This window comes from Mesorhizobium sp. M1342, from assembly GCF_040317955.1.
GTDB lineage: Bacteria > Pseudomonadota > Alphaproteobacteria > Rhizobiales > Rhizobiaceae > Mesorhizobium.
Window position 1 is genome coordinate 15,327 of record NZ_JAMYLI010000027.1, and the last position, 20,494, is coordinate 35,820.

Below are 20,494 nucleotides of genomic sequence, written 5' to 3' on the forward strand. Positions count from 1 at the left end.
CGCGCAATGTGGTGAGCGCGCGGGCGGAGTCAATAGCACAGCATTGACAGAAAATCACCCTGATCGCTGCTCTGCACCAAACAAACAACATCGTGAGCACTTTTCGCCACGCCACCGGCTGTGTCACAAGACCCGCGTTGAGGAAAAGCCATGACTGCTACGCCCCCAATCTTTCTGGATGTAGATGGATCGCGCATCGCGGTGCGCCATACTGCTGGCTCTGCGCCAGGCATCGTCTGGCTCGGCGGCTACAAGTCGGACATGCTGGGCACGAAGGCGCAGACGCTGACGGACTGGGCGGCGAAAGAAGGCCGCGCCTTCCTGCGCCACGATTATTCTGGCCATGGCGAATCCGGCGGCGCCTTTGCCGACGGCACGATTTCGACATGGCTTGCGCAGAGCCTTGCCGTGTTCCGGCATTTCACCCGGGGCAGCCAGATCCTGGTCGGCTCCTCGATGGGCGCCTGGATCGCGCTGCGCATGGTGCAGGAATTGCGCAAGGCAGGCGATAGCAACGTCGCCGGCATGGTGCTGCTGGCGCCAGCCCCGGATTTCACCGCCGACCTGGTCGAACCGGTGCTGACCAAGGCGCAGAAGCGCGATCTCGCCAAAAAAGGTTTCTTCGAAGAGCCGTCGGACTATTCCACGGAACCCTACATCTACACCCGCGCCCTGATCGAGGACGGGCGCTACAACCGGGTTATGACAGGCCCGATCGACACCCATTGCCCGGTGCACATCCTGCAGGGCCTGGCCGATGCGGACGTGCCTGCAAGCCACGCACTGAAGCTGGTCAGCTTGCTGCCCGCCGACGACGTGACACTGTCATTGATCCCCGACGGCGACCATCGCTTGTCGCGACCCCAAGATCTCGACATGCTGGTGCGGGCCGTCGATGCGATGGCGCAGAGGGGAAACTGATGCGCCTTTCCATCCCGATATCCGCCTTCGTCGCGGCGATCGTCGGCTTCGGCGGCACGCTGGCCATCGTCATCGCAGCCGCCACCGCAGTCGGTGCGACGCAGATCGAGACGGCAAGCTGGGTGACGACGATCTGCCTGGCCATGGCGATCGAGAGCCTGTGGCTGTCATGGCGCACGAAAATGCCTGTCATCACCGCCTGGTCGACGCCGGGCCTGGCGCTGATCGCGGCATCGAGCGGCTTTTCGATGAGCGAGGCCGTCGCCGCCTTCATCGTCACCGGCGTCCTTCTGATCGCCACAGGGCTGTTTCGGCCCCTGACCAAGCTGATCTCGAGGATACCGCCCTCCGTCGCCTCGGGCATGCTGGCCGGCATCGTCGTCACCTTCGCGCTCAATGCGGTGAAGACCATTCCGATCGACCCGTGGCTGATCCTGCCGCTGATCGCCGTCTTCTTCGTTATCAGGCTGTTCAACCCGGCGCTGTCGGTGCTGGCGGTTCTGATCGGCGGTGGCCTCGCCGCTTTCCTCACCGGCCGTGTCGGTGGCCTGCCGACACCGGAACTGTCGACGCTGACGCTGATTGCGCCTGACTTCACCACCAAGGCGGTGATCGGCCTGGCACTGCCGCTCTATCTCGTCACCATGGCGTCGCAAAACCTGTCCGGCCTCGCCGTGCTGCGCGCCGCCGGCTATCACCCGGAGCCCGGCCCGCTGATCGGTGTCACGGGCCTGTTTTCGCTGCTCTCGGCGCCGTTCGGCGGCTCGACGACCAATCTGGCGGCGATCTCGGCGGCGATCTGCACCGGGCCGGACGTCCACCCCGATCCCGCCGAGCGCTGGAAGACCGGCCCGTTCTATGCGCTCGCCTATCTCATCTTTGCGATTTTCGGCGCTTCGCTGGTGGCGATCTTCGCGGTGCTGCCGCAGAGCCTGATCGTGCTGGTGGCAGGCCTGGCGCTGATGGCGTCGCTCGCCAACGCGCTGTCTATCGCGCTGAAGGAAGAGGCGGATCGCATGGCCGCCACCGTCACCTTTGTCGTCACCGCGTCGGGTCTGACGCTGTTCGGCGTTGGCGCCGCATTCTGGGGCCTGATTGCCGGGCTGGTCGTGCTTTTCCTCGATATGATCAAAAAGCGATAATCATTTCAGATGCTTGTCCGGATTTGACGGACATTGTCTTGAATCGCCGTTTTTCTCTTCCCATTTCGATTCCACGCAGCCGGGTTTGGCTGTCTCCAACCGAAGGAATGGGAGAAAATGAACACATCCGCATTGATCCGTCCGGCCTGGACGCCGGCAACCATCGCGTTGATGGTTGTGGGTTTCATGGTGTTCTGGCCACTCGGCTTCGCCATGCTCGCCTACATCATCTGGGGCGACCGCCTCGATGGCTTCAAGCGTGACGTCAACCGCGCGACCGACGGCATCTTCGCCGGATGCCGCCGCGGTTCCGACAAGGCCGCGCGCTGGGGCAATGGCTCCGCCCGCACCGGCAACGTCGCTTTCGACGACTGGCGCGAAAAGGAACTGGAGCGCCTGAACGAAGAGCGTCGCAAGCTCGACGAGATGCTGACCCAGTTCGACGAGTATGCCCGCGAATTGCGCCGCGCCAAGGATCAGGACGAGTTCGACCGGTTCATGGCCAACCGCAACAAGTCGACGGCTCCGACGAAGACCGATCCGGGCGCCGGAACGACGACCACCAAGCGTGGCAAGGGTTCGAACCTGCTTGACGACTGAGGCCCGACGCATGACCCCGAAAATCGGAACCGGTTTTCGGAAAGGATCATGCGCCAACTTAAAGTGCTACAGCGTCCTTTGCGCGTCCCAGAGGACGCGCGGCTCTGTAGGACAGGCCAAGGTATGACGACGGCGTCGCGCGAGCGGCGCCGTTTCTTTTTTGTTCTAGTCGTTTTTCTCGAATCGCGTATCGTCCCGCCATGACTCTCGGCTTCTTTCGCAATCTGACAAAGCCCAAGCCCACGCCTGTCGTGGAACGCGAATATTGCGTCGCCGGCCGCACGCTGCCGCTCAAGATCGTCGAGAGCGCCAGGGCGCGCCGAATGACGCTGCGCATCGATTCAGGCGGTCAGGGTCTGCGCATCACCGTGCCGCCAGGCCTGCGCCGCGGCGAGGTGGACAGGTTCCTCGAGCGGCACCAGGACTGGCTGGAGCAGCGACTGGCCAAGGTGCCGACGCGGCCGCAGGTGCGGCCCGGCATCAGGATCCCGGTGCGTGGCGTGGCGCACCGCATCGTCCATGAGCCATCAAAGCGCGGGACCGTGACGGTGTCGAGCGATGAGCGCGGCCCGCTGCTGATCGTGCACGGCGATCGCATACACCTACCGCGCCGCATCGCCGACTTCCTCAAGCGCGAGGCCAAGAAGGACATCGAGAAGCTGGTGCTCAAGCACACCCAGGCGTTGGGCAAACGCGCCAAGGCCGTCCGCTTCAAGGACACGTCGAGCCGCTGGGGCTCCTGCACCTCCGAAGGCAATCTGTCCTTCTCCTGGCGCATCATGATGGCGCCGTCGCCGGTCATCAACTATCTCGTCGCGCATGAAGTGGCGCATCTCAAGGAGATGAACCATGGTCCGAAATTCTGGAAATTGTGCGAAAAGCTCTGCCCCGACACCGATCGCTGCAAGGACTGGCTGAAGCGCAATGGCGGTGCGCTGCAGGCGATCATGTTCGAGTAGGCGGCAGCCGAGCGGCACGTCGAGCGCAGTAGGCTACTCGCGCGACCGTTGGAGATTGGCGAAGCTATCTCCAACGTCGTCATCCTAGGGCGGAGCAAGGAGCGAAGCGACGCGGCGCAGACCCTGGGATCCATGCCGTGACGCACGAGCGCCGCAACGGTGCAGGTCTCGGATATCCGCCAGAACAAAACGACCTTTTCAGCAACGCGTTCATTCTCCACCGCCGCATCCTTCGGTGGATGTCACGGCATGGATCCTAGGGTCTGCGCTCCGCTTCGCGTCGCTCCGCCCTAGGATGACGAAATTCAGTCGTCATTCGCCGCATTAAGCTCTTCCGGCCGCAACCCCTCATCGCCATGATGCGGCCACGGCAGGAAATTGCCGTCGAATTCATCGCCGCCGAAATAGTCGAGCGCCCGGTGCGCTTCGGCGCCGTTGAAGGCAGCCTTGTCGATCAGGTGCGCGATGACCTCGCGCGCCTGCGCGACCTTCTGCCTGAGTTCGGCAATTGTCCTGTCGGTCATGATCGTGCTCCCGCCGTGTCCTGTTCATCCATAGGTAGCGCCTTTGGCCGTGTCGGCAAACAGCATGCTTTTTCTCGACTCTTTTCGCTTTTCATGCCAATTCCCGCGCCATGGCACTCGACATCAAGATCTGCGGCTTGAAGACCGACGGGGCAATGGCCGCGGCGCTGGCCGGCGGCGCCAGCCATGTCGGGTTTATCTTCTTCGCCAAAAGCCCGCGCTATGTCGAACCTGCCGAGGCTGGCCGTCTGCGCGAGACTGCGCGCGGCAAGGCGATGGCGGTTGCCGTCACCGTAGATACCAGCGACGCCTTCCTTGATGAAATCGTTGCCAAAATGCAGCCTGACATGCTGCAGCTGCATGGTGCGGAAACGCCCGAGCGCGTCGCCGAGGTCAAAGCCCGCTATGGCCTGCCGGTGATGAAGGCGCTGCCGCTCAGCGAGGCCGCCGATCTCGAACGGATAAAGCCGTTCATCGGCATAGCCGACCGGTTCCTGTTCGACGCCAAGCCGCCGAAAGGCTCGCAACTGCCGGGCGGCAACGGCGTGGCCTTCGACTGGCACATCCTCGCCGGCCTTGACGGCAGCGTCGATTACATGCTTTCCGGTGGGCTCAACGCCGCCAATATCGGCGATGCCCTTCGGCTTGCCGACCCGCCCGGAATAGACATTTCCTCAGGCGTGGAAAGCGCGCCGGGCATCAAGGATCCGGCGCTGATCGAACAGTTTTTCCGGGCCGTCAGGGCCGCGCGGAACACCCGCGCAGCCTGAGCGTGCTGTAAACGACAAGCCAGGAGATCGGCGATGAACAAGCCGGCGACACCCAATTCCTTCCGCACCGGACCCGACGAACAGGGCATGTTCGGCATTTTCGGCGGTCGTTTCGTTGCCGAAACGCTGATGCCGCTGATCCTCGATCTGGAGCGGCACTGGAACGAGGTCAAGAACGATGCGGATTTCAGGGCCGAGCTGACTGACCTGTCGACCCACTATGCCGGACGGCCGTCGAAGCTTTATTTCGCCGAAGGCCTCACGAAGCATCTCGGCGGCGCAAAGGTCTATTTCAAGCGCGAGGATCTGAACCATACCGGTTCGCACAAGATCAACAATTGCCTCGGCCAGATCCTGCTGGCCAAGCGCATGGGCAAGAAGCGCATCATCGCCGAGACCGGCGCCGGCCAGCACGGCGTGGCGTCGGCCACGGTCGCGGCCCGCTTCGGCTTTCCCTGCGTCGTCTATATGGGCGCCACCGACGTCGCCCGGCAAAGCCCCAATGTCTTCCGCATGAAGCTGCTCGGCGCCGAAGTGCGGCCGGTGACCGCCGGTCACGGCACGCTGAAGGACGCCATGAACGAGGCGTTGCGCGACTGGGTGACCAATGTCGAGGACACCTATTACTTGATCGGCACCGCTGCGGGCCCGCATCCCTATCCGGAGCTGGTGCGCGATTTCCAGTCGGTGATCGGCATCGAGGCGCGGGCGCAGATCCTCGAACAGGAGGGCCGGCTGCCGGACACGATCATCGCCGCTGTCGGCGGCGGCTCCAACGCCATCGGCCTGTTCCATCCGTTCCTCGACGACAAGGATGTCCGCATCATCGGCATCGAAGCCGGCGGGCGCGGTCTCGACGGCATCGAGCATTGCGCGTCGATGAATGCCGGCGCGCCCGGCGTGCTGCACGGCAACCGTACCTATCTCCTGCAGAACTCTGACGGCCAGATCATGGATGGCCATTCGATCTCGGCCGGCCTCGATTACCCTGGTGTCGGCCCGGAGCACTCGTGGCTGCGTGATTCAGGCCGCGTCGAATATGTGCCGATCCTCGACGACGAAGCGCTGGAGGCCTTCAAGCTGACGACGCGCGTCGAAGGCATCATCCCGGCGCTGGAATCCGCGCATGCCATTGCGCATGCGGTGAAGATCGTGCCCGCCATGGACAAGGACCAGATCGTCATCGTCAACCTGTCCGGCCGTGGCGACAAGGACGTGCACACGGTGGCTTCGATGCTGGGCATGGAGATCTGATCATGGTGACCCGCATCGACCGCCGCATGGCAAAACTGAAAGCCGAAGGCCGCCCGGCGCTCGTCACCTATTTCATGGGCGGCGACCCGGACTACGACACCTCTTTGTCGATCATGAAGGCACTGCCCAAGGCTGGCGCCGACATCATCGAGCTCGGCATGCCGTTCTCCGATCCGATGGCCGACGGCCCGGCAATCCAGGCGGCGGGTCTCAGGGCGCTGAAAGGCGGCCAGACGCTGGTCAAGACGCTGAAGATGGCAGCCGACTTCCGGACCGGCGACAATGAGACGCCGATCGTGCTGATGGGCTACTACAATCCGATCTACATCTATGGCGTCGACCGCTTCCTCAAGGACGCGATCGCCAGCGGCATCGACGGGCTGATCGTCGTCGACCTGCCTCCGGAGATGGACGAGGAACTGTGCATTCCGGCGCTGAAAGCCGGCATCAATTTCATCCGGCTGGCCACACCCACCACCGACGACAAGCGCCTGCCCAAGGTGCTGCAGAACACGTCGGGCTTCGTCTATTACGTCTCGATGACCGGCATCACCGGCTCGGCGCTGGCCGACACCGGCAAGGTGGCGGCGGCGGTCAAGCGCATCAAGGGCCATACCGACCTGCCGGTCTGCGTCGGCTTCGGCGTCAAGACCGCCGAGCAGGCCCGGGTGATCGGCGCCAATGCCGACGGCGTGGTCGTCGGCACCGCGATCGTCAATGCGGTAGCCAATGTGCTGGGACCGAAGGGCGAAAAGACCGCCGATCCGGCCGAAGCCGTCGCCACGCTGGTCAGCGGCCTTGCGCAAGGCGTGCGTTCGGCCCGCCTTGCTGCTGCCGAATAGTTCTCCTACCTCAGCTTTTGCGCATGTCGTTATCCCAAAACCGGTTTCCACTTTTAGGCGACATGCACTAACTCTTCGTCAGGACAGGAGCCGAAGCGATGAACTGGATCACCAATTACGTTCGCCCGAAGATCAATTCGATGCTCGGCCGGCGCACCGACATGCCCGAGAACCTCTGGATCAAGGATCCGGAGACCGGCGAGATGGTGTTCCACAAGGACCTGGAATCCAACCAGTTCGTCATTCCCTCGTCCGGCCATCATATGAAGATTTCGGCCAAGGAGCGGCTGAGATTCTTCTTCGATGGCGGCAAATACGAGACCCTGGACAACCCCAAGGTGATGCAGGATCCGCTGAAATTCCGCGACGAGAAGCGCTATGTCGACCGGTTGAAGGACGCCAAGGCCAAGACCGGCCTTGAGGACGCGATCATCAATGCGCTGGGCACCGTCGAGGGTCTGCCGGTGGTGGTCACGGTGCAGGACTTCGCCTTCATGGGCGGCTCGCTCGGCATGGCTGCCGGCGACGCCATCGTGCATGGCTTCGAAGTGGCCCTGCAGCGCAAGCGGCCGCTGATCCTGTTCGCCGCTTCCGGCGGCGCCCGCATGCAGGAAGGTATTTTGTCCCTGATGCAATTGCCGCGGACAACGATCGGTGTCGACCGGCTGAAGGAAGCCGGCCTGCCCTATATCGTCGTTTTGACCAACCCGACCACGGGCGGCGTGACCGCCTCCTACGCCATGCTGGGCGACGTGCACATTGCCGAGCCCGGCGCGCTGATCGGCTTTGCCGGACCGCGCGTCATCGAACAGACGATCCGCGAGAAATTGCCCGACGGCTTCCAGCGCTCCGAATATCTGATGGAGCACGGCATGGTCGACATGGTGGTGTCGCGGCTGGAGCTGCGCGAAACCATATCGCGGCTGCTCAAGATGCTGCTCAAGCTGCCGGAGGAGCAAAAGCCGCTGGAGCCGGAAATCCTGCCGCCGGCGGCGGTCGCCGCGGAAGCTCGGCCGCAAGCCTGAAGCGACACGAGGCGCCGCGACCGCGATTGCACGAGGGCTTCGGCGCGCTGTAGCTTTTGATTGCCATGGCCATCCGAAACGATTCTGGTTTTCAGGCTCATGCGCTAGGATTCTACCCATGACGACGCTTGCCGCCGACCGCGAAATCGAAGCCCTGATGGCACTTCATCCGAAAGGCTTCGACCTTTCGCTCGACCGCATTTCGCGGCTGCTGGAGCGGCTTGACAATCCGCAGGATCGGCTGCCCCCGGTCATCCACATCGCCGGCACCAACGGCAAAGGCTCGTGCGCCGCCTTTTCGCGCGCCCTGCTCGAGGCCGCGGACTACCGCGTCCATGTCCATACCTCGCCGCATCTGGTCAACTGGCATGAGCGTTACCGGCTGGCCGCCGATGGCGGCGGCAGGCTGGTCGAAGACAGGGTTTTCGCCGATGCTATTGCCCGTGCCGCCAGGGCTAATGAGGGCGAGAAGATCACCGTCTTCGAGATTCTCACCGCAGTCACCTTCCTCTTGTTTTCCGAACACCAGGCCGACGCCGCCATCATCGAGGTCGGGCTCGGCGGCCGCTTCGACGCGACCAATGTCGTCAAGGAGCCCGCCGTGTCGGTGATCATGCCGGTGTCGCTCGACCACGAGGCCTATCTCGGCGACCGTGTCGAACTGATCGCGGCCGAAAAGGCCGGCATCATCAAGCCCGGCTGTCCGGTGGTCATCGGCGCGCAGGAGAGCGAGACGGCGCTGCAGGTGCTGATCGAAACCGCCGAGCGGCTTGAATGCCCCACCTTCGTCTACGGCCAGGATTTCCTTGCCTTCGAGGAAAACGGCCGCATGGTCTACCAGGACGAAGACGGCTTGATGGACCTGCCGCCGCCCAGGCTGCCCGGACGCCACCAGTTCGCCAATGCGGCGGCGGCGATCGCCGCGGTCAAGGCGGCCGGTTTCGAGATCAGCCATCGCGCCGCCGAAAAGGCGATGATCAATGTCGCCTGGCCCGGCCGCATGCAGAAGCTGATGCAGGGCCGGCTGGCCGAACTGGCACCCAAGGGCGCCGACATCTGGCTCGACGGTGGCCACAATCCGGGCGCCGGCGTGGTGGTTGCCGAAGCGTTGGCCGAGCAGGAAGAGAAGAACCCGCGTCCGCTGTTCCTCATCTCGGGCATGATCAACACCAAGGACCAGAGCGGCTATTTCCGTGCCTTCAAGGGCCTCGCCCGGCATGTCTACACGGTGCCGGTGAGCCTCAGCGAGGCCGGCGTGCCTAATGACGAACTGGCGATCCGCGCGACGGAAGCCGGGCTGACCGCCGAGCCGGTGAGTTCCGTCGCCAGCGCGCTGATGCTGCTGCGCGACACCTGGGACGGCCCGGCGCCACGCATCCTGATCAGCGGTTCGTTGTATCTGACCGGCGCGGTGCTGGCCGAGAACGGCACTCCGCCGACCTGAGGTCGGAGTTGCGAGGAACCCGTCATGATCAAGGTCAAGCAGCTCGCTCACGTCTGCATCTTCGCGCATGACCTGGAGGCAACGCGAAGCTTCTATCGCGACGTGCTGGGCCTGGATACGCAGTTCAATTTCCTGCGCGACGGCAACATTTTCGGGTTCTACCTCAATTGCGGCGGGCGCAGCCACATCGAGGTGTTCCAGAAGGACGGCACGGCCTACACCGAGCAGAACCAGATCAACCATTTCTGCCTCGAGGTGGAAAACATCGATGCTGCGATCGATCACATCAAATCGAAGGGCATCGACGTCACGGCCAAGAAGCACGCCTGCGACGACACTTTCCAGGCGTGGATCCGCGATCCCAACGGCGTGAAGATCGAGCTGTTCGAATACACCGGCAAAAGCGCACAGTTCGCCGGCGGCGACCGCATCGCCGATTGGTAGAGCATTCCTCCTTTTCCGTGAAACGGTGAAACGCCCTAACGCGTGTCGCGTCTGAACGGATTCAGGTGACCCGCTTTAGGCCATTGTTTTTATGCATGTCGTCTTCCCAAAACAGAGATCACTTTTGGGCGACATGCATTAGAAATCCCAAGGTGAGATCAGCTCGAGGTTGGCCGGGCCGAAGTCGTTCAGGTTACGCGTTGCCAGCCGACCGCCATTCACGCGCGCTATCGCTGCAATCATGCCATCGGGTGCCGACATGCCCCGGCCCTTGCGCGTCGCCGTTCCCATAATCTCGCCATAAGCCAGAGCCGCCTCCTCCGTCAGCCCAAAAATGCGACCGGCAAAGCGATGGCGCCATTGGGAGAGACCTTGCTCCAGGCGATCGGCACGCTCGTCAGGTCGTATCTTTTGGATACCGAAAGCGATTTCGGCAATCGCCACCGTGGGAAGCGCCAGTTCGGTATCGTTGCGAACCAGCCAAGCCATGACAGCCGCGTCAGGCGCCTTTCCAAGGCTCTCAGAAATCACATTGGTGTCGACGAAAATCAAAGCTCCGGCCCTGTATGGACCTTGCGGTTTTCCCGGATGATTTTTTCCAGATCGATGTCGACGCCAACGCTTGCCGTCAGGCGGGAGTAGAAGGCGGATGCCGGTTCTCGCCCGGCCTCGCGAATCTCATAGGATTCAAGCGCGCGTTCGACGATATCAGCTATTGAGCGGTTTTCGCGACGAGCGAGTCGATGCGCAAGATCACGTGCTTTTGCGCTGCGGACGGAAAGCTGGGGTTCGGCCATTTCAAACTCCCTTTTGAAAAGATATAGCCTTTCCTGCCCCTGCCATCAAGATGGCAGATGATGGCACGCCATCACTTCAGCTCGATCTCGATGAAGGCGTATTCACCCTCATTGGCGCTGATCACGTCGTGCTCGACGCCTTCCTTGCGGAAATAGGGTGCGCCCTTCTTCATCTCGGCGAAGTTCTCGCCATCCTTGGTCACCAGCTTCACCTTGCCGTCCATCAGCGGCACCACGACATAGTCATGGCCATGGCGATGCCAGCCAGTATTGTCGCCGGGCTGGAAGCGGTATTCGGTGACGATGACGCGCTCATTGTCGATGAAGACGGTGGCCTTGGCGGATCCGGTCATATCATTTCTCCCTGCTTGCGCTGCCAACAGAAGACATGGATTGCCCGGATGTGAGGGCCAGAGCCTGTTACCAATGACGCCAACAAAAAGCCCGGCGCGAGGCCGGGCTTGATATCAGGAATTTCAGATAGGTCAGGCGAGGTTGCCATTGATCCAGTGCGACAGCGCGGTCTTCGGCGCCGCACCGACCTTCATGTCGGCCATTTCGCCGCCCTTGAAGATCATCAGCGTCGGGATCGAGCGCACGCCGAACTGGGCGGCAAGCTCGGGATTCTCGTCGATGTTCAGCTTGGCGATCTTGACCTTGGCGCCGAGTTCGGTGGCGATGTCTTCGAGCGCCGGAGCGATCTGCTTGCAGGGGCCGCACCATTCCGCCCAGAAATCGACGACGACCGGTACGCTGGCGTCAAGCACGTCAGCCTGGAAGTTGCTCTTGTCGACCTTCACGGTTGCCATATGGAAAAATCCTTTTGAAAGTTTTTGTACCACCAAATGTGGTGGCGATCGCGCCCTTCTTCAAGCAGGTGTTGTGTCACGCTCGCGTGAGTCGAGCAAGAGCGTCGTCCATGGCGCTGGCCGGCAGTTCGATCAGCCGTGGCGCCTCGGTGAACAGCAAGGCCGCCTTGACCATGCGGCCGGGATAGAGCGGTTGCAGCAAGGCGCGATAGAGCGCGAGCTGCAGGACATAGGCCGGCGTAACCTCGGCCAGAGAGCCGGGCGCCGGCCGATTGGTCTTGTAGTCGACGATCGACACACTGTCCGATGTCACCGCCAGCCGGTCGATCTTGCCGGAAATCGAGCGCTTCTTGCCCTTGACCTCCAGGCTGCCCATGATCGCGACCTCGGCGCGCGACGACGGTGCAAACAGCTGACCGAAGCCGGGATCGGCAAGGATTGACGTGACCGACGCCAGGGCCTTTTTACGCTCTGACGGAGGCCAATCAGCACCCGTTCGTGCGAGATAGCGCTCGGCGGCGTCCGAGCGGTCAGGCTCCGCAATGCCGGGCAACATCTGCAGCAGTTTGTGCAGGGCAAGCCCCCGCAGCACGGCAAAGCCCGGCTCGGCATCGGCGTCCAGCACCGGAGACGTCTTGTCGACCACAGCTTCCTTGCCTTCGTCTATCAGCGCCGAGACACCGGATGGCGACAGCGGACGCGGCAGATCCTCGAAGGGCGGCAAGGGCCGGAACAAAGTCGCCGGCAAAGGTCCGAAAGCATCCGTCCGCCGCGCCTGCTCGCTGGAAGCCTGTGCGACCGGCGGCAGCTTGGTGACATGGAAACGATGCACCGGCTCGCCGCCGGCGGGATGCGCACGCTGTTCGCTTTCCGGCGCGCCGATCAGCGCGCGGCTGACGATCGAGTGCCAGGTGCCGGCGTTCGGCGCCCGCTTGCCGTGATAGCCGCAGACGATCAGCCGGTCCTCGGCACGGGTCATGCCGACATAGAGCAGCCGGCGGTATTCGTCGTCGGCGAGTTCCCGTGCCCGCGCTGCCGCTGCTTTGGAAAAGCCGTTGGCGACGTCGCTGGCCGAGCGCCAGAGATAGCCCTTGCCGTCCCAGTTCGCGCCGGAGCCGTCGAAGGGCATCAGGCGCGGCAAATGCTGGTCGCTGAACGGGGCGGAACCGCCATCGACCAGGAACACGACCGGCGCTTCCAGCCCCTTGGCAGCGTGCACGGTCATGACCCGGACCTCGTCGCGGGTCTGGTCCATCTCCCGCTTGATCTCGGGACCGGCGTTTTCCAGCGTCGACAGGAAGGCTTCCAGCCCCGGCAGGCCGGTCCGCTCCTCGGCAAGGCAGAAGCTCAGGAACTCGTCGAGAATGTCGCCGGCTTCGGGCCCAAGCCGCGCGATCATCTTGCGGCGCACGCCATCGCGCGCCAGCAGGCAAGCGTAAAACTCGAACACCGGTTTGAAGGCGGCCTCGTTCGTCCAGATGTCGACCTGAGCGACGATCTTCGCCATTCTCTCGCTTTCGCCGGCGTGCTGGCGCAGCGATGCGATCAACGACAGGCCAGCCGGCCTCTGCGCGGCGAGCGTGAAAAGCGTCTCTTCCGGCAGATCGAAGATCGGGCTGCGCAGCACCGCGGCGAGCGACAGGTCGTCCTGCGGCTGGATGAGGAGGTGACCGAGCGCAATCAGGTCCTTGACCGCGATGTGCCCGGGCAGGCTCAGCCGGTCGGCGCCGGCGACCGGAATGTCGCGGCGTTTGAGTGCGCGGGTCAGCGCATGGACGAAGCGATCGCGCTTGCGCACCAGCACCAGGACATCGCCCGGCCGCAGCCGCTTGCCGCGACCCTCGATGATCTCACCGGTGCCGATCCAGCCGGCTATGGTGGCGGCGACGTTCTCGGCCACGCGCACCGCCGGCGCGTGCGCATGGTCGATGGCTTGCGTCCAGTCGTCGGGCTCATCGACGACATCGGCGCCGACTGACGGCCACACCTCGACATAGCCCGGTGCGTCGGTGCGGATCGCCTGGTGGCGCAGCGGATCGGGATCATGGCTGATGCCGCGCCGCACGCTCGCGTCGGCAAAGACGCGGTCGACCGCGGTCAGAACATCGTCGGTCGAGCGGAACGACCAGGTCAGCTTGAGGTCGGCAAAGGACGCCTTTGCGTCGCGCACTCGTCCCGCGAACAACAGCCGGCTGTCGGCGAAGGAGTCCGGGGCGGCACCCTGGAACGAATAGATCGACTGCTTCTCGTCGCCGACGGCGAAGACCGTGCGATGGACCCTGTCGCGCGCGCCAAAGCCGGCAAAGAATTCTTCCGCCAGCCGTTTCACCACTTCCCATTGGTCCGGACTGGTGTCCTGCGCCTCGTCGAGCAGGATATGGTCGATGCCTTGGTCGAGCTTGTACTGCACCCAGGGGCCGGCGTCTGGTCGCGCCAGCAGGTTGACGGTGCGGGTGATCAGGTCGTTGAAATCGAGAAAGCCGCGGCTGCGCTTCAGCATTTCGTAGCGGGCGATCAGCCAGTCGGCGATGGTCAGCGCGGCAGCTGTGCCCTCCAGCATCCGGAACAGGGCCAGCCGGTCGGTGGTTTCGACGATGGCGTTGGCGGCCGAGAGATAGCGCTCCGCCAGATCCGGCAGCCGGTCGACCAGGGCCTTCTTGAAGGCCTTTGCCGGGTCGTAGGCGTCGCCATCCGTCTTGAGGAAGGCTCGCGCGAGCAGTTGCAGGCGCCGAATGGGATCGCCCTCGGCGAAAGCCTGCCGCGCATAGGGCAAGATGTTGTTCAGCACCGATCTGGCGTCGGTGGCCTCGGCTGCGTGGGCGAAGCCGGCAAAATAGTCGGGCAGGAAACCCGGCAACGGCCATACCGAAGCGGCTATGCCCTCGGCCGTCTGGCCTGGGTGGAAATGGAATTCGTCGAACAGGGCCTGGAAGCGCGTGCCGTCACGCCCGACGGCGTCGATGAAATTGCGCAAGCCGTCGCGCTTGCGCACGATCTCACCCAGCAAGGCGTCTAGCCCGGCTTCGCCGCCCCGATCGAGAATGGCGGCAAAAGCCTCGGCCAGATCCCTGTCACCGGCGGATGTGCCCGAAATCATCTCGCGGCGCGCCGCGGCAAAAAGCGATGCCTCCATCTGGCCGTCGAGCATCTCGAAATGGGCCGGGATATTGGCTTCCAGCGGGAACTGGTGCAGCACCGATTCGCAGAAGGCGTGGATGGTCTGGATCTTCAGCCCGCCAGGCGTTTCAAGCGCCTCAGCAAACAGGCGCCGCGCCCGGCGCATGGTCTCGAGATCGGGCCGGCGGCCCTCCAGCGCCTCGACCTTTGCCGCAAGGTCCGCGTCACCAAGCGTCGTCCACTCCGACAGCGTCGAGAACACCCGGTTCGACATGTTGGCGGCGGCGGCACGCGTATAGGTCAGGCACAGTATCTTTGACGGATCGGTGCCGCGCAGCAGCAGCCGGATGACGCGCTGGGCCAGCACATGGGTCTTGCCGGATCCGGCATTCGCCGACACCCAGGCGGAATTGCCGGGATCGGCGGCGCGGGCCTGGCTGGTCGCGGTGTCGCTGGGGATCGGATAGGCCTTTTTCATGCCTCCCCTCCCTCGTCACCGGCATCGCCGCCTGCCGACCATTCGAGCACGCGGGCAAGATGGTCGTAGTCGCCATCGGTCTCGCCTTCGCGGAACGGCAGCGCGCGCGACAGATAACCCGTCGCAGGATCGGCATAGTGGATCAACAGCTTTTCCAGCCGCGCCCAGGCCTCTTCGGCAAGATCGGTCGCGGTCCGCGGCTGGCGATTGTGTTCGAGGATGGATTCCTCGAACACCTCGCCATTCGGCTTCAGCCTGATGAAGGCCAGTTGAGAGGGCTCGCGCGCGCCCAGATCCTTGAAGGCGCCGCGCCTGAGCAGCGCGCCCTCCAACGCCAGTTGCGGCGCAAGCAGTGTGTGCGCCTGCGCCTTGGACGGCGAGGACCCCGTCTTGTAATCCAGTATGTCGGCCATGCCGCCGGCCAGCAGATCGACGCGGTCGGCGTAGCCGGACAGCGTCACGCCGGACTGGCCGACGACGGTCTTTCCGGCGCGCTCCTCGGCATGGCGCCTTGTCACCGCATCGGCGCGCGTGCGCTCCCACTCGATGATGTTTGCGGCGAGTTTCTCGAAACGTGGCCACCACACCGCCTCGACATCGGCAGGAAGGGCGGCTTCGGCAAAGCAGGCGTGACCGGCGGCGATAAGGCCGGCAAGCGCATCGGGCGCGCGCGGATCGGCGACGCTGCCTGAGAACAGGTGCAGGATGGCGTGAAACAGCGTGCCGCGCTCGGCCGCACCAGGATCGCGAATGACCGGACCGAGCGGCATCAGGCCGAGGATGCGTCTTGCATAGACGGCGTAGGGGTCACGGCGCAGGGTCTCGATCTCGGTGACCGAGAAATGCGTCGGGCGCACCGACAAGGGCGGCTTCGGCTGCGGCCGTGGCGCGAAATCCTGCCTTGGGCCTGTATCCAGCGCGCGCGCCCAGGCGAGCAGTTCGTCGCCACGCCGGCGCAACTCTGCTGCCTGATCGTTGCCGATGAAGGTCAACAGCCGCTGCAGCCAGCGTGATGGCACGGCGGGTGCGTCGCCGGCACGCGCCGAGCGGGACAGCACGACCTTCCCAGCCCCCATGGCCATCTGGAAATCATGCGCGGCAAGGCCGATGCGCCGTTCCGGCGGTTCGAGGTCGATGCCGGTCTTCATCAGCCGCGACATGAAGCGGTCGCTCTCTGGCTTGCGCGGCCACACGCCCTCGTTGAGCCCGCCGATGACCAGCGTATCGACGGTCTGCAAGCGCGCTTCCAGCGCGCCCCAGATGGCGATGTTCCGGTCGGTGCCGTGTGCCGGCTTGACCGTTTCAGGCGCGATCAGCGCCGCCATGATATCGGGCCACTCGGTCGCCGCGAAGGATAGCGAAGCCGAAGCCGCGACCAGCCCGCGCAGCAGTTCGGCAAGCTTCTCGCCGGCGTCACCGGCATAGAGTTCGGCAAGGCCGCCATCGACGGTGCGGCCGAGATTTTCGAGGATGGCGACACTGGCCCTGACAAGCGCGGCAAGGTCGGCATCGTCCCGGCCGCGGAAGGCTGCGAGCGGCGCCAGCGCCTGCTTGAGACGTTCAAGCAAATTCCGGGCGGTTTCGATGGAGCGCACGGTCAGCCGGGAAAACCAGAAGGGCTGCCGGCTGCCGCCGCCCAGGCCGGTGAGGCGGGCCTCAAACAGTTCCGGCAGCGAAACGATGTCGGGGCGGCCGGTGCCGCCGCGCAGCGCCACCAGCTCGACCAGTTCCGCCGCGTGGCGCACATCGGCCCGTTCGAGGCCAAGGCCAAGCAGCGGATGCTTGAGCAGCGACAGCAGGCCGACCGGATCGCCTGGCCTGAATAATGCCTCGAGCGCCAGCCTGAGCAGGCTGGCCGCGGGGGTGTTGGCGAGCGGCGTGCCACCGGAATCGTCGGCCGCGACGCCGAAGCGCTGGAGCTCGATCGAGACGCGCCGCGCCAGCGCGCGGTCGCCGGTGACGAGAGCCGCCCTTTGGCCGGGCTGTTCAACCGCGCGCTTGAGCGCGACGGCGATGGCGACGGCTTCATCACGTTCGCTTGCAGCTTCGAGCAAGGTCACCCCGGCGAAGGCGCCGGCCATATCGGAGGCCGGGAAGCCCGCACGTGTCTCGGCCCAGAGTTCGGTGGTCTCGGCCGGCCGCAGCGCTTCGCCGACAAGAGCGGCGCGGAGCGCCAGACGCGGCTCGGCCACGCCGAGCTCGTCGACGTCACCGCGCAGCCCGCCGACCTTGGCGATCAATCTGGCCAGGCCATATTGCGGGTGGCCGAGCACGGCTGGACGCGCGCCTGGCGCGGCGATTGCCTGGAACGACGCTTCGTCCAGCGTACGGTCGAGGCCGGGCAGCACGATGGCGCCGCCGGGCAGGCCGGCGATGGCGGCAAGCAGTTCGGCCGTGGCGGGTATCGAGCCGGTCGAGCCCGCGGCGATAACGGGGCCGGCGGGCGGATTGCGCAGCAGCCGCGCCGCCTCGGCGCGGATCAGCGCACTGCGATGCGCGGCCGGATTGGAGCGGTCGCTTTCCGCGAGGAATTTCGGCCAGGCTTCGGTGACGATGCCGAGGAATTCGAGCGTCACCTGCCACCATCCGGCAAGATTGCCGGTCACCAGATCTGTGAGCTTGGCCCAGTCGGTGCCTTCCGTCTCGATCTCGTCCATCAGCCGGGCGAGATCGCGCGCCAGCCAGATTGCGTCGGCGGTGGAAGCCGGGATGACGATCTCCTCGGCAAAAAGGGCGGCGACATGCGCCGGCAGCCGGCGTTTCCAGGCCCGAACCAGCGGCGTCAGCAGCAACAGGCGTTCGGTTGCCGAAATCGGCGGCGCGAGATCGATGGCCGCCGATGCCTCCGTCTCGAATGCGGCCTCATCCTCGTCGAACTCGCCCAGTGGCCGGATGACCGGCAGGATCGCCGAGCCGCCGCCGCCGCGTGCCGCCAGGCTGTCGACGAAGACACCCCGCAGAGCGCGCGCAGCACGGCGTGTCGGCACATAGATGGTGACATCGGCCAAAGCGAGCGGGTCGCCGTCAAACCGAAACCCCGGGACAAGACGGCCGGCAAGCAGCGCCTCGGCAAGCGTCGGCAGAAACGGCGCTCCGGGCGGGATCGAGAAAACGCGGCTGGAGCCGCTCATTGCGACTCGATGAGCGCACCGGCGACCGCCGCTTCCGCGAGCGGTACGGCATCGGGCGTGCCGACGGTGATCCAGTGGCCATGCATGGGCATGCCGAACAGGCGGCCGGCCGCGATGGCGGAATCGAAATAGGCGTTGAGCGAGTGCGGCCCGGCCGGTGCACCCTCGAACAGGCGCGGATGGACGATCGCCGCCCCGGCATAGATCAGCCCCGCCGGGTCGCCTTTCGAACGCCGCAAGCCGCCATCCGGCGCCACCAGGAAATCGGTGCTGCCGCAGTGTCCGGTCGCCTGTTGGAGATCCGCCAGCATCAGCAGAATATCCATTTTCGCCGCGTCCCATGCAAGGGCGAGGCGCTGGAGATTGAGAGGACCGTCATCGATCCAGAACGTGTCGGCGTTGAGGATGTAGAAGGGCTGATCGCCCAGTTCCCGCAACGCCTTGACGATGCCGCCGGCGGAATCGAGCAGTTGTTCGCTCTCGTCGGAAATGACGATGTTTGGCGCGCGGCGGGCAGTGACATGGGCGACGATCTGTTCGGGAAAGTAGTGGACGTTGACGACCGCCTTGCCGACGCCGGCGGCGGCCAGGCTGTCGAGGCTCCAGTCGAGCAACGTCTTGCCGGCTATCCTGACCAGCGGCTTGGGGATGGTGTCGGTAATCGGCCGCATGCGTTTGCCAAGCCCGGCTGCGAGTACGATGGCGGTGTCGGGTCCTGCTGTCACAGCGCTCGCTCCTCCAGCAAACCGTGGGCGTCGTAGAACTCGCGCAGGCTTGCCAGCGCCGGATGAGACAAGGCCCGGCGCAGATAATCGCGGATGCGCGGCAGGTGTTTCAGATAATAGGGCTTGCCGTCGCGCTTTTCGAGACGGACGAAGATGCCGAGGATCTTGGAATTCCGCTGCGCCGCCATGACGGCGTAGGTTTCGAGGAAGCTTGCTTCGTCGAAAGCACCGGCTGCGTGGCGCGCGGCGACATAGGCGTCGAGCGCCGCTCTCTCGAGCTCGGGCGACATCGTAACACGAGCGTCCATGGCAAGCGAAGCGACGTCATAGGCGGACGGGCCGATCAGCGCATCCTGGAAATCGACGATGCCCAGCCGGTCATGGCCGGAACGATCACCGCGCCAGATGATGTTGGGTGAATGGAAATCGCGCAGCATCAGCGTGTACTCGCGGCCTTGCAGCCGGTCGAGGAGCGCGTTCCATTGCTTGTGGTAACCGGCGCGCAAGCTGTCACTTGCCGGGTCGCCCGATATCGCCGGTACATACCAGTCGACCAGCAGATCGGCTTCGATCATCATGGCATCGCGGTCGAAAGGCGGCACATCGTGGAAGCCGCCGTGTCCTGTTTCCAGGCGCTGCGGCCAGGTCCTGCCATGCATCATGGCCAGCAGCTCGGCCGCCGCCATGTAGCGCTCGGCCACCGGCTGGCCATCGCCGCCGAGAAACCCCTCGGAACCGAGATGTTCGAGCAGCAAAAATCCCTGCTCCTGGTCCTCGGCATGGATTTCCGGAACGCTGACCCCACCCGCTTTCAAGGCGCGGTCGATGGCTACGAAGGCGGAGACCGACTGGGCGGTGTGCGCGATCTCTGCATAGGGCTTGCCGTCGCGAACCGGCGGGCCGAGCACCAGCCGTGGTGAGTTCATCAGCACTTGCGGCTTTCGGTCCGGCAGCGAAACGATCTCATAGGAGCGGGCCGAGGCATCGCCGATGAAATGGCGGCGCTGCGCTTCCCCCCAGCCGGCGTTCACGAGAAAGTCGCGCATGGCCAGCGACCGTGCCGCCCGATCGAAGGCATCACCCTGCCCTGACAATCGCGCCAGCCGGCCGTCGCCATGCTGGACGAGCTCTATCAGGATCGTGGTTTTCGGCAGATGGGCTTCCGCCCGTTCCGGCCATTCGACCAAAGCAGCACCCTGCGCCAGGGCTTCGTCGAACCCAAGCTCATCGAGCTCGTCCGCCGAGGACAGGCGGTAGAGATCGAAATGATGGACCGGAATGCGGGTGTCGTAGCTCTGCACCAATGTGAAGGTCGGACTCGGAACGTCGAGGCCGGCATCGTCGGCCAGGGTCCTGATCAAGGCCCGCGCCAGCGTCGACTTGCCGGCGCCCAGATCGCCCTTGAGGGCAATCACGTCGCCCGGGCGCAGCGACAGCGCCAGATCTTCGCCCAGCCGCGCTGTGTGGGTCTCGTCGGCGAGTAATCGCTCCAGCACCAGTCCGGTCATCGAA

Annotated in this window: 19 protein-coding genes; 10 read left to right on the forward strand and 9 right to left on the reverse strand. The window is 64.5% G+C overall.

The genetic code is table 11. The features are described 5' to 3' along the window. Positions 1-150 precede the first annotated feature (150 nt). The 4 genes from NKH06_RS24860 to NKH06_RS24875 all read left to right on the forward strand — a co-directional run bounded on the left by NKH06_RS24860 (position 151) and on the right by NKH06_RS24875 (position 3,622). The gene (locus tag NKH06_RS24860) at positions 151-921 is read left to right on the forward strand and encodes an alpha/beta hydrolase (protein ID WP_023810609.1); all 771 of its coding nucleotides are present in this window, start codon (positions 151-153) and stop codon (positions 919-921) included. Next, positions 921-2,063 carry a benzoate/H(+) symporter BenE family transporter gene (locus NKH06_RS24865; protein ID WP_352798314.1) on the forward strand — a complete coding sequence of 381 codons (1,143 nt, stop codon included), beginning with the start codon at positions 921-923 and terminating at the stop codon, positions 2,061-2,063. The genes NKH06_RS24860 and NKH06_RS24865 overlap by 1 nt, the downstream gene beginning before the upstream one ends. Before the next feature lie 117 nt (positions 2,064-2,180). Then, positions 2,181-2,663, forward strand: coding sequence for a DUF2852 domain-containing protein (locus tag NKH06_RS24870; protein ID WP_023810611.1), 483 nt, complete (start codon positions 2,181-2,183; stop codon positions 2,661-2,663). Between the two features lie 200 nt (positions 2,664-2,863). Then, positions 2,864-3,622, forward strand: a complete 759-nt coding sequence (locus NKH06_RS24875; protein ID WP_352611041.1) for a M48 family metallopeptidase — start codon at positions 2,864-2,866, stop codon at positions 3,620-3,622. Positions 3,623-3,927: 305 nt separating this feature from the next. Here the strand turns inward: NKH06_RS24875 and NKH06_RS24880 are convergent, their stop codons facing one another. Next, the gene (locus NKH06_RS24880) at positions 3,928-4,146 is read right to left on the reverse strand and encodes a hypothetical protein (protein ID WP_352798317.1); all 219 of its coding nucleotides are present in this window, start codon (positions 4,144-4,146) and stop codon (positions 3,928-3,930) included. A 110-nt stretch (positions 4,147-4,256) separates the two neighbouring features. Here NKH06_RS24880 and NKH06_RS24885 point away from each other — a divergent pair, with 110 nt between their 5' ends. The 6 genes from NKH06_RS24885 to NKH06_RS24910 all read left to right on the forward strand — a co-directional run bounded on the left by NKH06_RS24885 (position 4,257) and on the right by NKH06_RS24910 (position 9,925). Then, complete coding sequence (locus NKH06_RS24885; RefSeq protein ID WP_352798319.1) at positions 4,257-4,916, forward strand: phosphoribosylanthranilate isomerase; 660 nt, start codon at positions 4,257-4,259, stop codon at positions 4,914-4,916. A 33-nt stretch (positions 4,917-4,949) separates the two neighbouring features. Then, positions 4,950-6,170, forward strand: coding sequence for a tryptophan synthase subunit beta (trpB, locus tag NKH06_RS24890; RefSeq protein WP_023810615.1), 1,221 nt, complete (start codon positions 4,950-4,952; stop codon positions 6,168-6,170). A gap of 2 nt (positions 6,171-6,172) precedes the next feature. After that, positions 6,173-7,012 (forward strand): tryptophan synthase subunit alpha, encoded by an 840-nt coding sequence (gene trpA / locus NKH06_RS24895; RefSeq protein WP_352611037.1) that lies wholly within the window; start codon positions 6,173-6,175, stop codon positions 7,010-7,012. Positions 7,013-7,110: 98 nt separating this feature from the next. Next, positions 7,111-8,037, forward strand: coding sequence for an acetyl-CoA carboxylase, carboxyltransferase subunit beta (accD, locus tag NKH06_RS24900; RefSeq protein WP_023810617.1), 927 nt, complete (start codon positions 7,111-7,113; stop codon positions 8,035-8,037). 118 nt (positions 8,038-8,155) lie between these two features. Beyond that, positions 8,156-9,481: a bifunctional folylpolyglutamate synthase/dihydrofolate synthase gene (locus tag NKH06_RS24905; RefSeq protein ID WP_352440510.1), complete on the forward strand. Its 1,326-nt coding sequence runs from the start codon at positions 8,156-8,158 to the stop codon at positions 9,479-9,481. 24 nt (positions 9,482-9,505) lie between these two features. After that, positions 9,506-9,925, forward strand: a complete 420-nt coding sequence (locus NKH06_RS24910) for a VOC family protein (RefSeq protein ID WP_352753072.1) — start codon at positions 9,506-9,508, stop codon at positions 9,923-9,925. A 138-nt stretch (positions 9,926-10,063) separates the two neighbouring features. Here NKH06_RS24910 and NKH06_RS24915 read toward each other — a convergent pair whose 3' ends face one another. From NKH06_RS24915 to tsaE, 8 genes are all read right to left on the reverse strand, one after another. Beyond that, complete coding sequence (locus NKH06_RS24915) at positions 10,064-10,477, reverse strand: type II toxin-antitoxin system VapC family toxin (protein WP_352440512.1); 414 nt, start codon at positions 10,475-10,477, stop codon at positions 10,064-10,066. Further along, on the reverse strand, positions 10,474-10,722 hold the full coding sequence (locus tag NKH06_RS24920; protein ID WP_352440513.1) for a plasmid stabilization protein: 249 nt from the start codon (positions 10,720-10,722) through the stop codon (positions 10,474-10,476). Before NKH06_RS24920 ends, NKH06_RS24915 begins: the two co-directional genes overlap by 4 nt. 71 nt (positions 10,723-10,793) lie before the next feature. Next, positions 10,794-11,075: a cupin domain-containing protein gene (locus NKH06_RS24925; protein WP_023810622.1), complete on the reverse strand. Its 282-nt coding sequence runs from the start codon at positions 11,073-11,075 to the stop codon at positions 10,794-10,796. Between the two features lie 132 nt (positions 11,076-11,207). Beyond that, a complete protein-coding gene (gene trxA / locus NKH06_RS24930) occupies positions 11,208-11,531 on the reverse strand; it encodes a thioredoxin (RefSeq protein WP_352440514.1) in 324 nt (107 codons plus the stop codon). A gap of 76 nt (positions 11,532-11,607) precedes the next feature. Further along, entirely contained in the window at positions 11,608-15,126 is a 3,519-nt protein-coding gene (addA, locus tag NKH06_RS24935; protein ID WP_352440515.1) for a double-strand break repair helicase AddA, read from the reverse strand. Then, entirely contained in the window at positions 15,123-18,257 is a 3,135-nt protein-coding gene (addB, locus tag NKH06_RS24940) for a double-strand break repair protein AddB (protein WP_352773858.1), read from the reverse strand. The genes addA and addB overlap by 4 nt, the downstream gene beginning before the upstream one ends. Next, positions 18,254-18,982 carry a nucleotidyltransferase family protein gene (locus NKH06_RS24945; protein WP_023810626.1) on the reverse strand — a complete coding sequence of 243 codons (729 nt, stop codon included), beginning with the start codon at positions 18,980-18,982 and terminating at the stop codon, positions 18,254-18,256. The genes addB and NKH06_RS24945 overlap by 4 nt, the downstream gene beginning before the upstream one ends. Beyond that, positions 18,979-20,490: a tRNA (adenosine(37)-N6)-threonylcarbamoyltransferase complex ATPase subunit type 1 TsaE gene (tsaE, locus tag NKH06_RS24950; protein WP_023810627.1), complete on the reverse strand. Its 1,512-nt coding sequence runs from the start codon at positions 20,488-20,490 to the stop codon at positions 18,979-18,981. Before tsaE ends, NKH06_RS24945 begins: the two co-directional genes overlap by 4 nt. Positions 20,491-20,494: the final 4 nt, after the last annotated feature.

Excerpts from the sequence above, each read along its gene's own strand:
- addB (WP_352773858.1), bottom strand. The coding sequence starts at position 18,257 with ATGAGCGGCTCCAGCCGCGTTTTCTCGATCCCGCCCGGAGCGCCGTTT.
- trpA (WP_352611037.1), top strand. The coding sequence starts at position 6,173 with ATGGTGACCCGCATCGACCGCCGCATGGCAAAACTGAAAGCCGAAGGC.
- NKH06_RS24925 (WP_023810622.1), bottom strand. The coding sequence starts at position 11,075 with ATGACCGGATCCGCCAAGGCCACCGTCTTCATCGACAATGAGCGCGTC.
- NKH06_RS24910 (WP_352753072.1), top strand. The coding sequence starts at position 9,506 with ATGATCAAGGTCAAGCAGCTCGCTCACGTCTGCATCTTCGCGCATGAC.
- NKH06_RS24870 (WP_023810611.1), top strand. The coding sequence starts at position 2,181 with ATGAACACATCCGCATTGATCCGTCCGGCCTGGACGCCGGCAACCATC.
- NKH06_RS24885 (WP_352798319.1), top strand. The coding sequence starts at position 4,257 with ATGGCACTCGACATCAAGATCTGCGGCTTGAAGACCGACGGGGCAATG.
- NKH06_RS24875 (WP_352611041.1), top strand. The coding sequence starts at position 2,864 with ATGACTCTCGGCTTCTTTCGCAATCTGACAAAGCCCAAGCCCACGCCT.
- NKH06_RS24865 (WP_352798314.1), top strand. The coding sequence starts at position 921 with ATGCGCCTTTCCATCCCGATATCCGCCTTCGTCGCGGCGATCGTCGGC.
- trpB (WP_023810615.1), top strand. The coding sequence starts at position 4,950 with ATGAACAAGCCGGCGACACCCAATTCCTTCCGCACCGGACCCGACGAA.
- addA (WP_352440515.1), bottom strand. The coding sequence starts at position 15,126 with ATGAAAAAGGCCTATCCGATCCCCAGCGACACCGCGACCAGCCAGGCC.
- NKH06_RS24880 (WP_352798317.1), bottom strand. The coding sequence starts at position 4,146 with ATGACCGACAGGACAATTGCCGAACTCAGGCAGAAGGTCGCGCAGGCG.
- NKH06_RS24905 (WP_352440510.1), top strand. The coding sequence starts at position 8,156 with ATGACGACGCTTGCCGCCGACCGCGAAATCGAAGCCCTGATGGCACTT.
- trxA (WP_352440514.1), bottom strand. The coding sequence starts at position 11,531 with ATGGCAACCGTGAAGGTCGACAAGAGCAACTTCCAGGCTGACGTGCTT.
- tsaE (WP_023810627.1), bottom strand. The coding sequence starts at position 20,490 with ATGACCGGACTGGTGCTGGAGCGATTACTCGCCGACGAGACCCACACA.
- NKH06_RS24920 (WP_352440513.1), bottom strand. The coding sequence starts at position 10,722 with ATGGCCGAACCCCAGCTTTCCGTCCGCAGCGCAAAAGCACGTGATCTT.
- accD (WP_023810617.1), top strand. The coding sequence starts at position 7,111 with ATGAACTGGATCACCAATTACGTTCGCCCGAAGATCAATTCGATGCTC.
- NKH06_RS24860 (WP_023810609.1), top strand. The coding sequence starts at position 151 with ATGACTGCTACGCCCCCAATCTTTCTGGATGTAGATGGATCGCGCATC.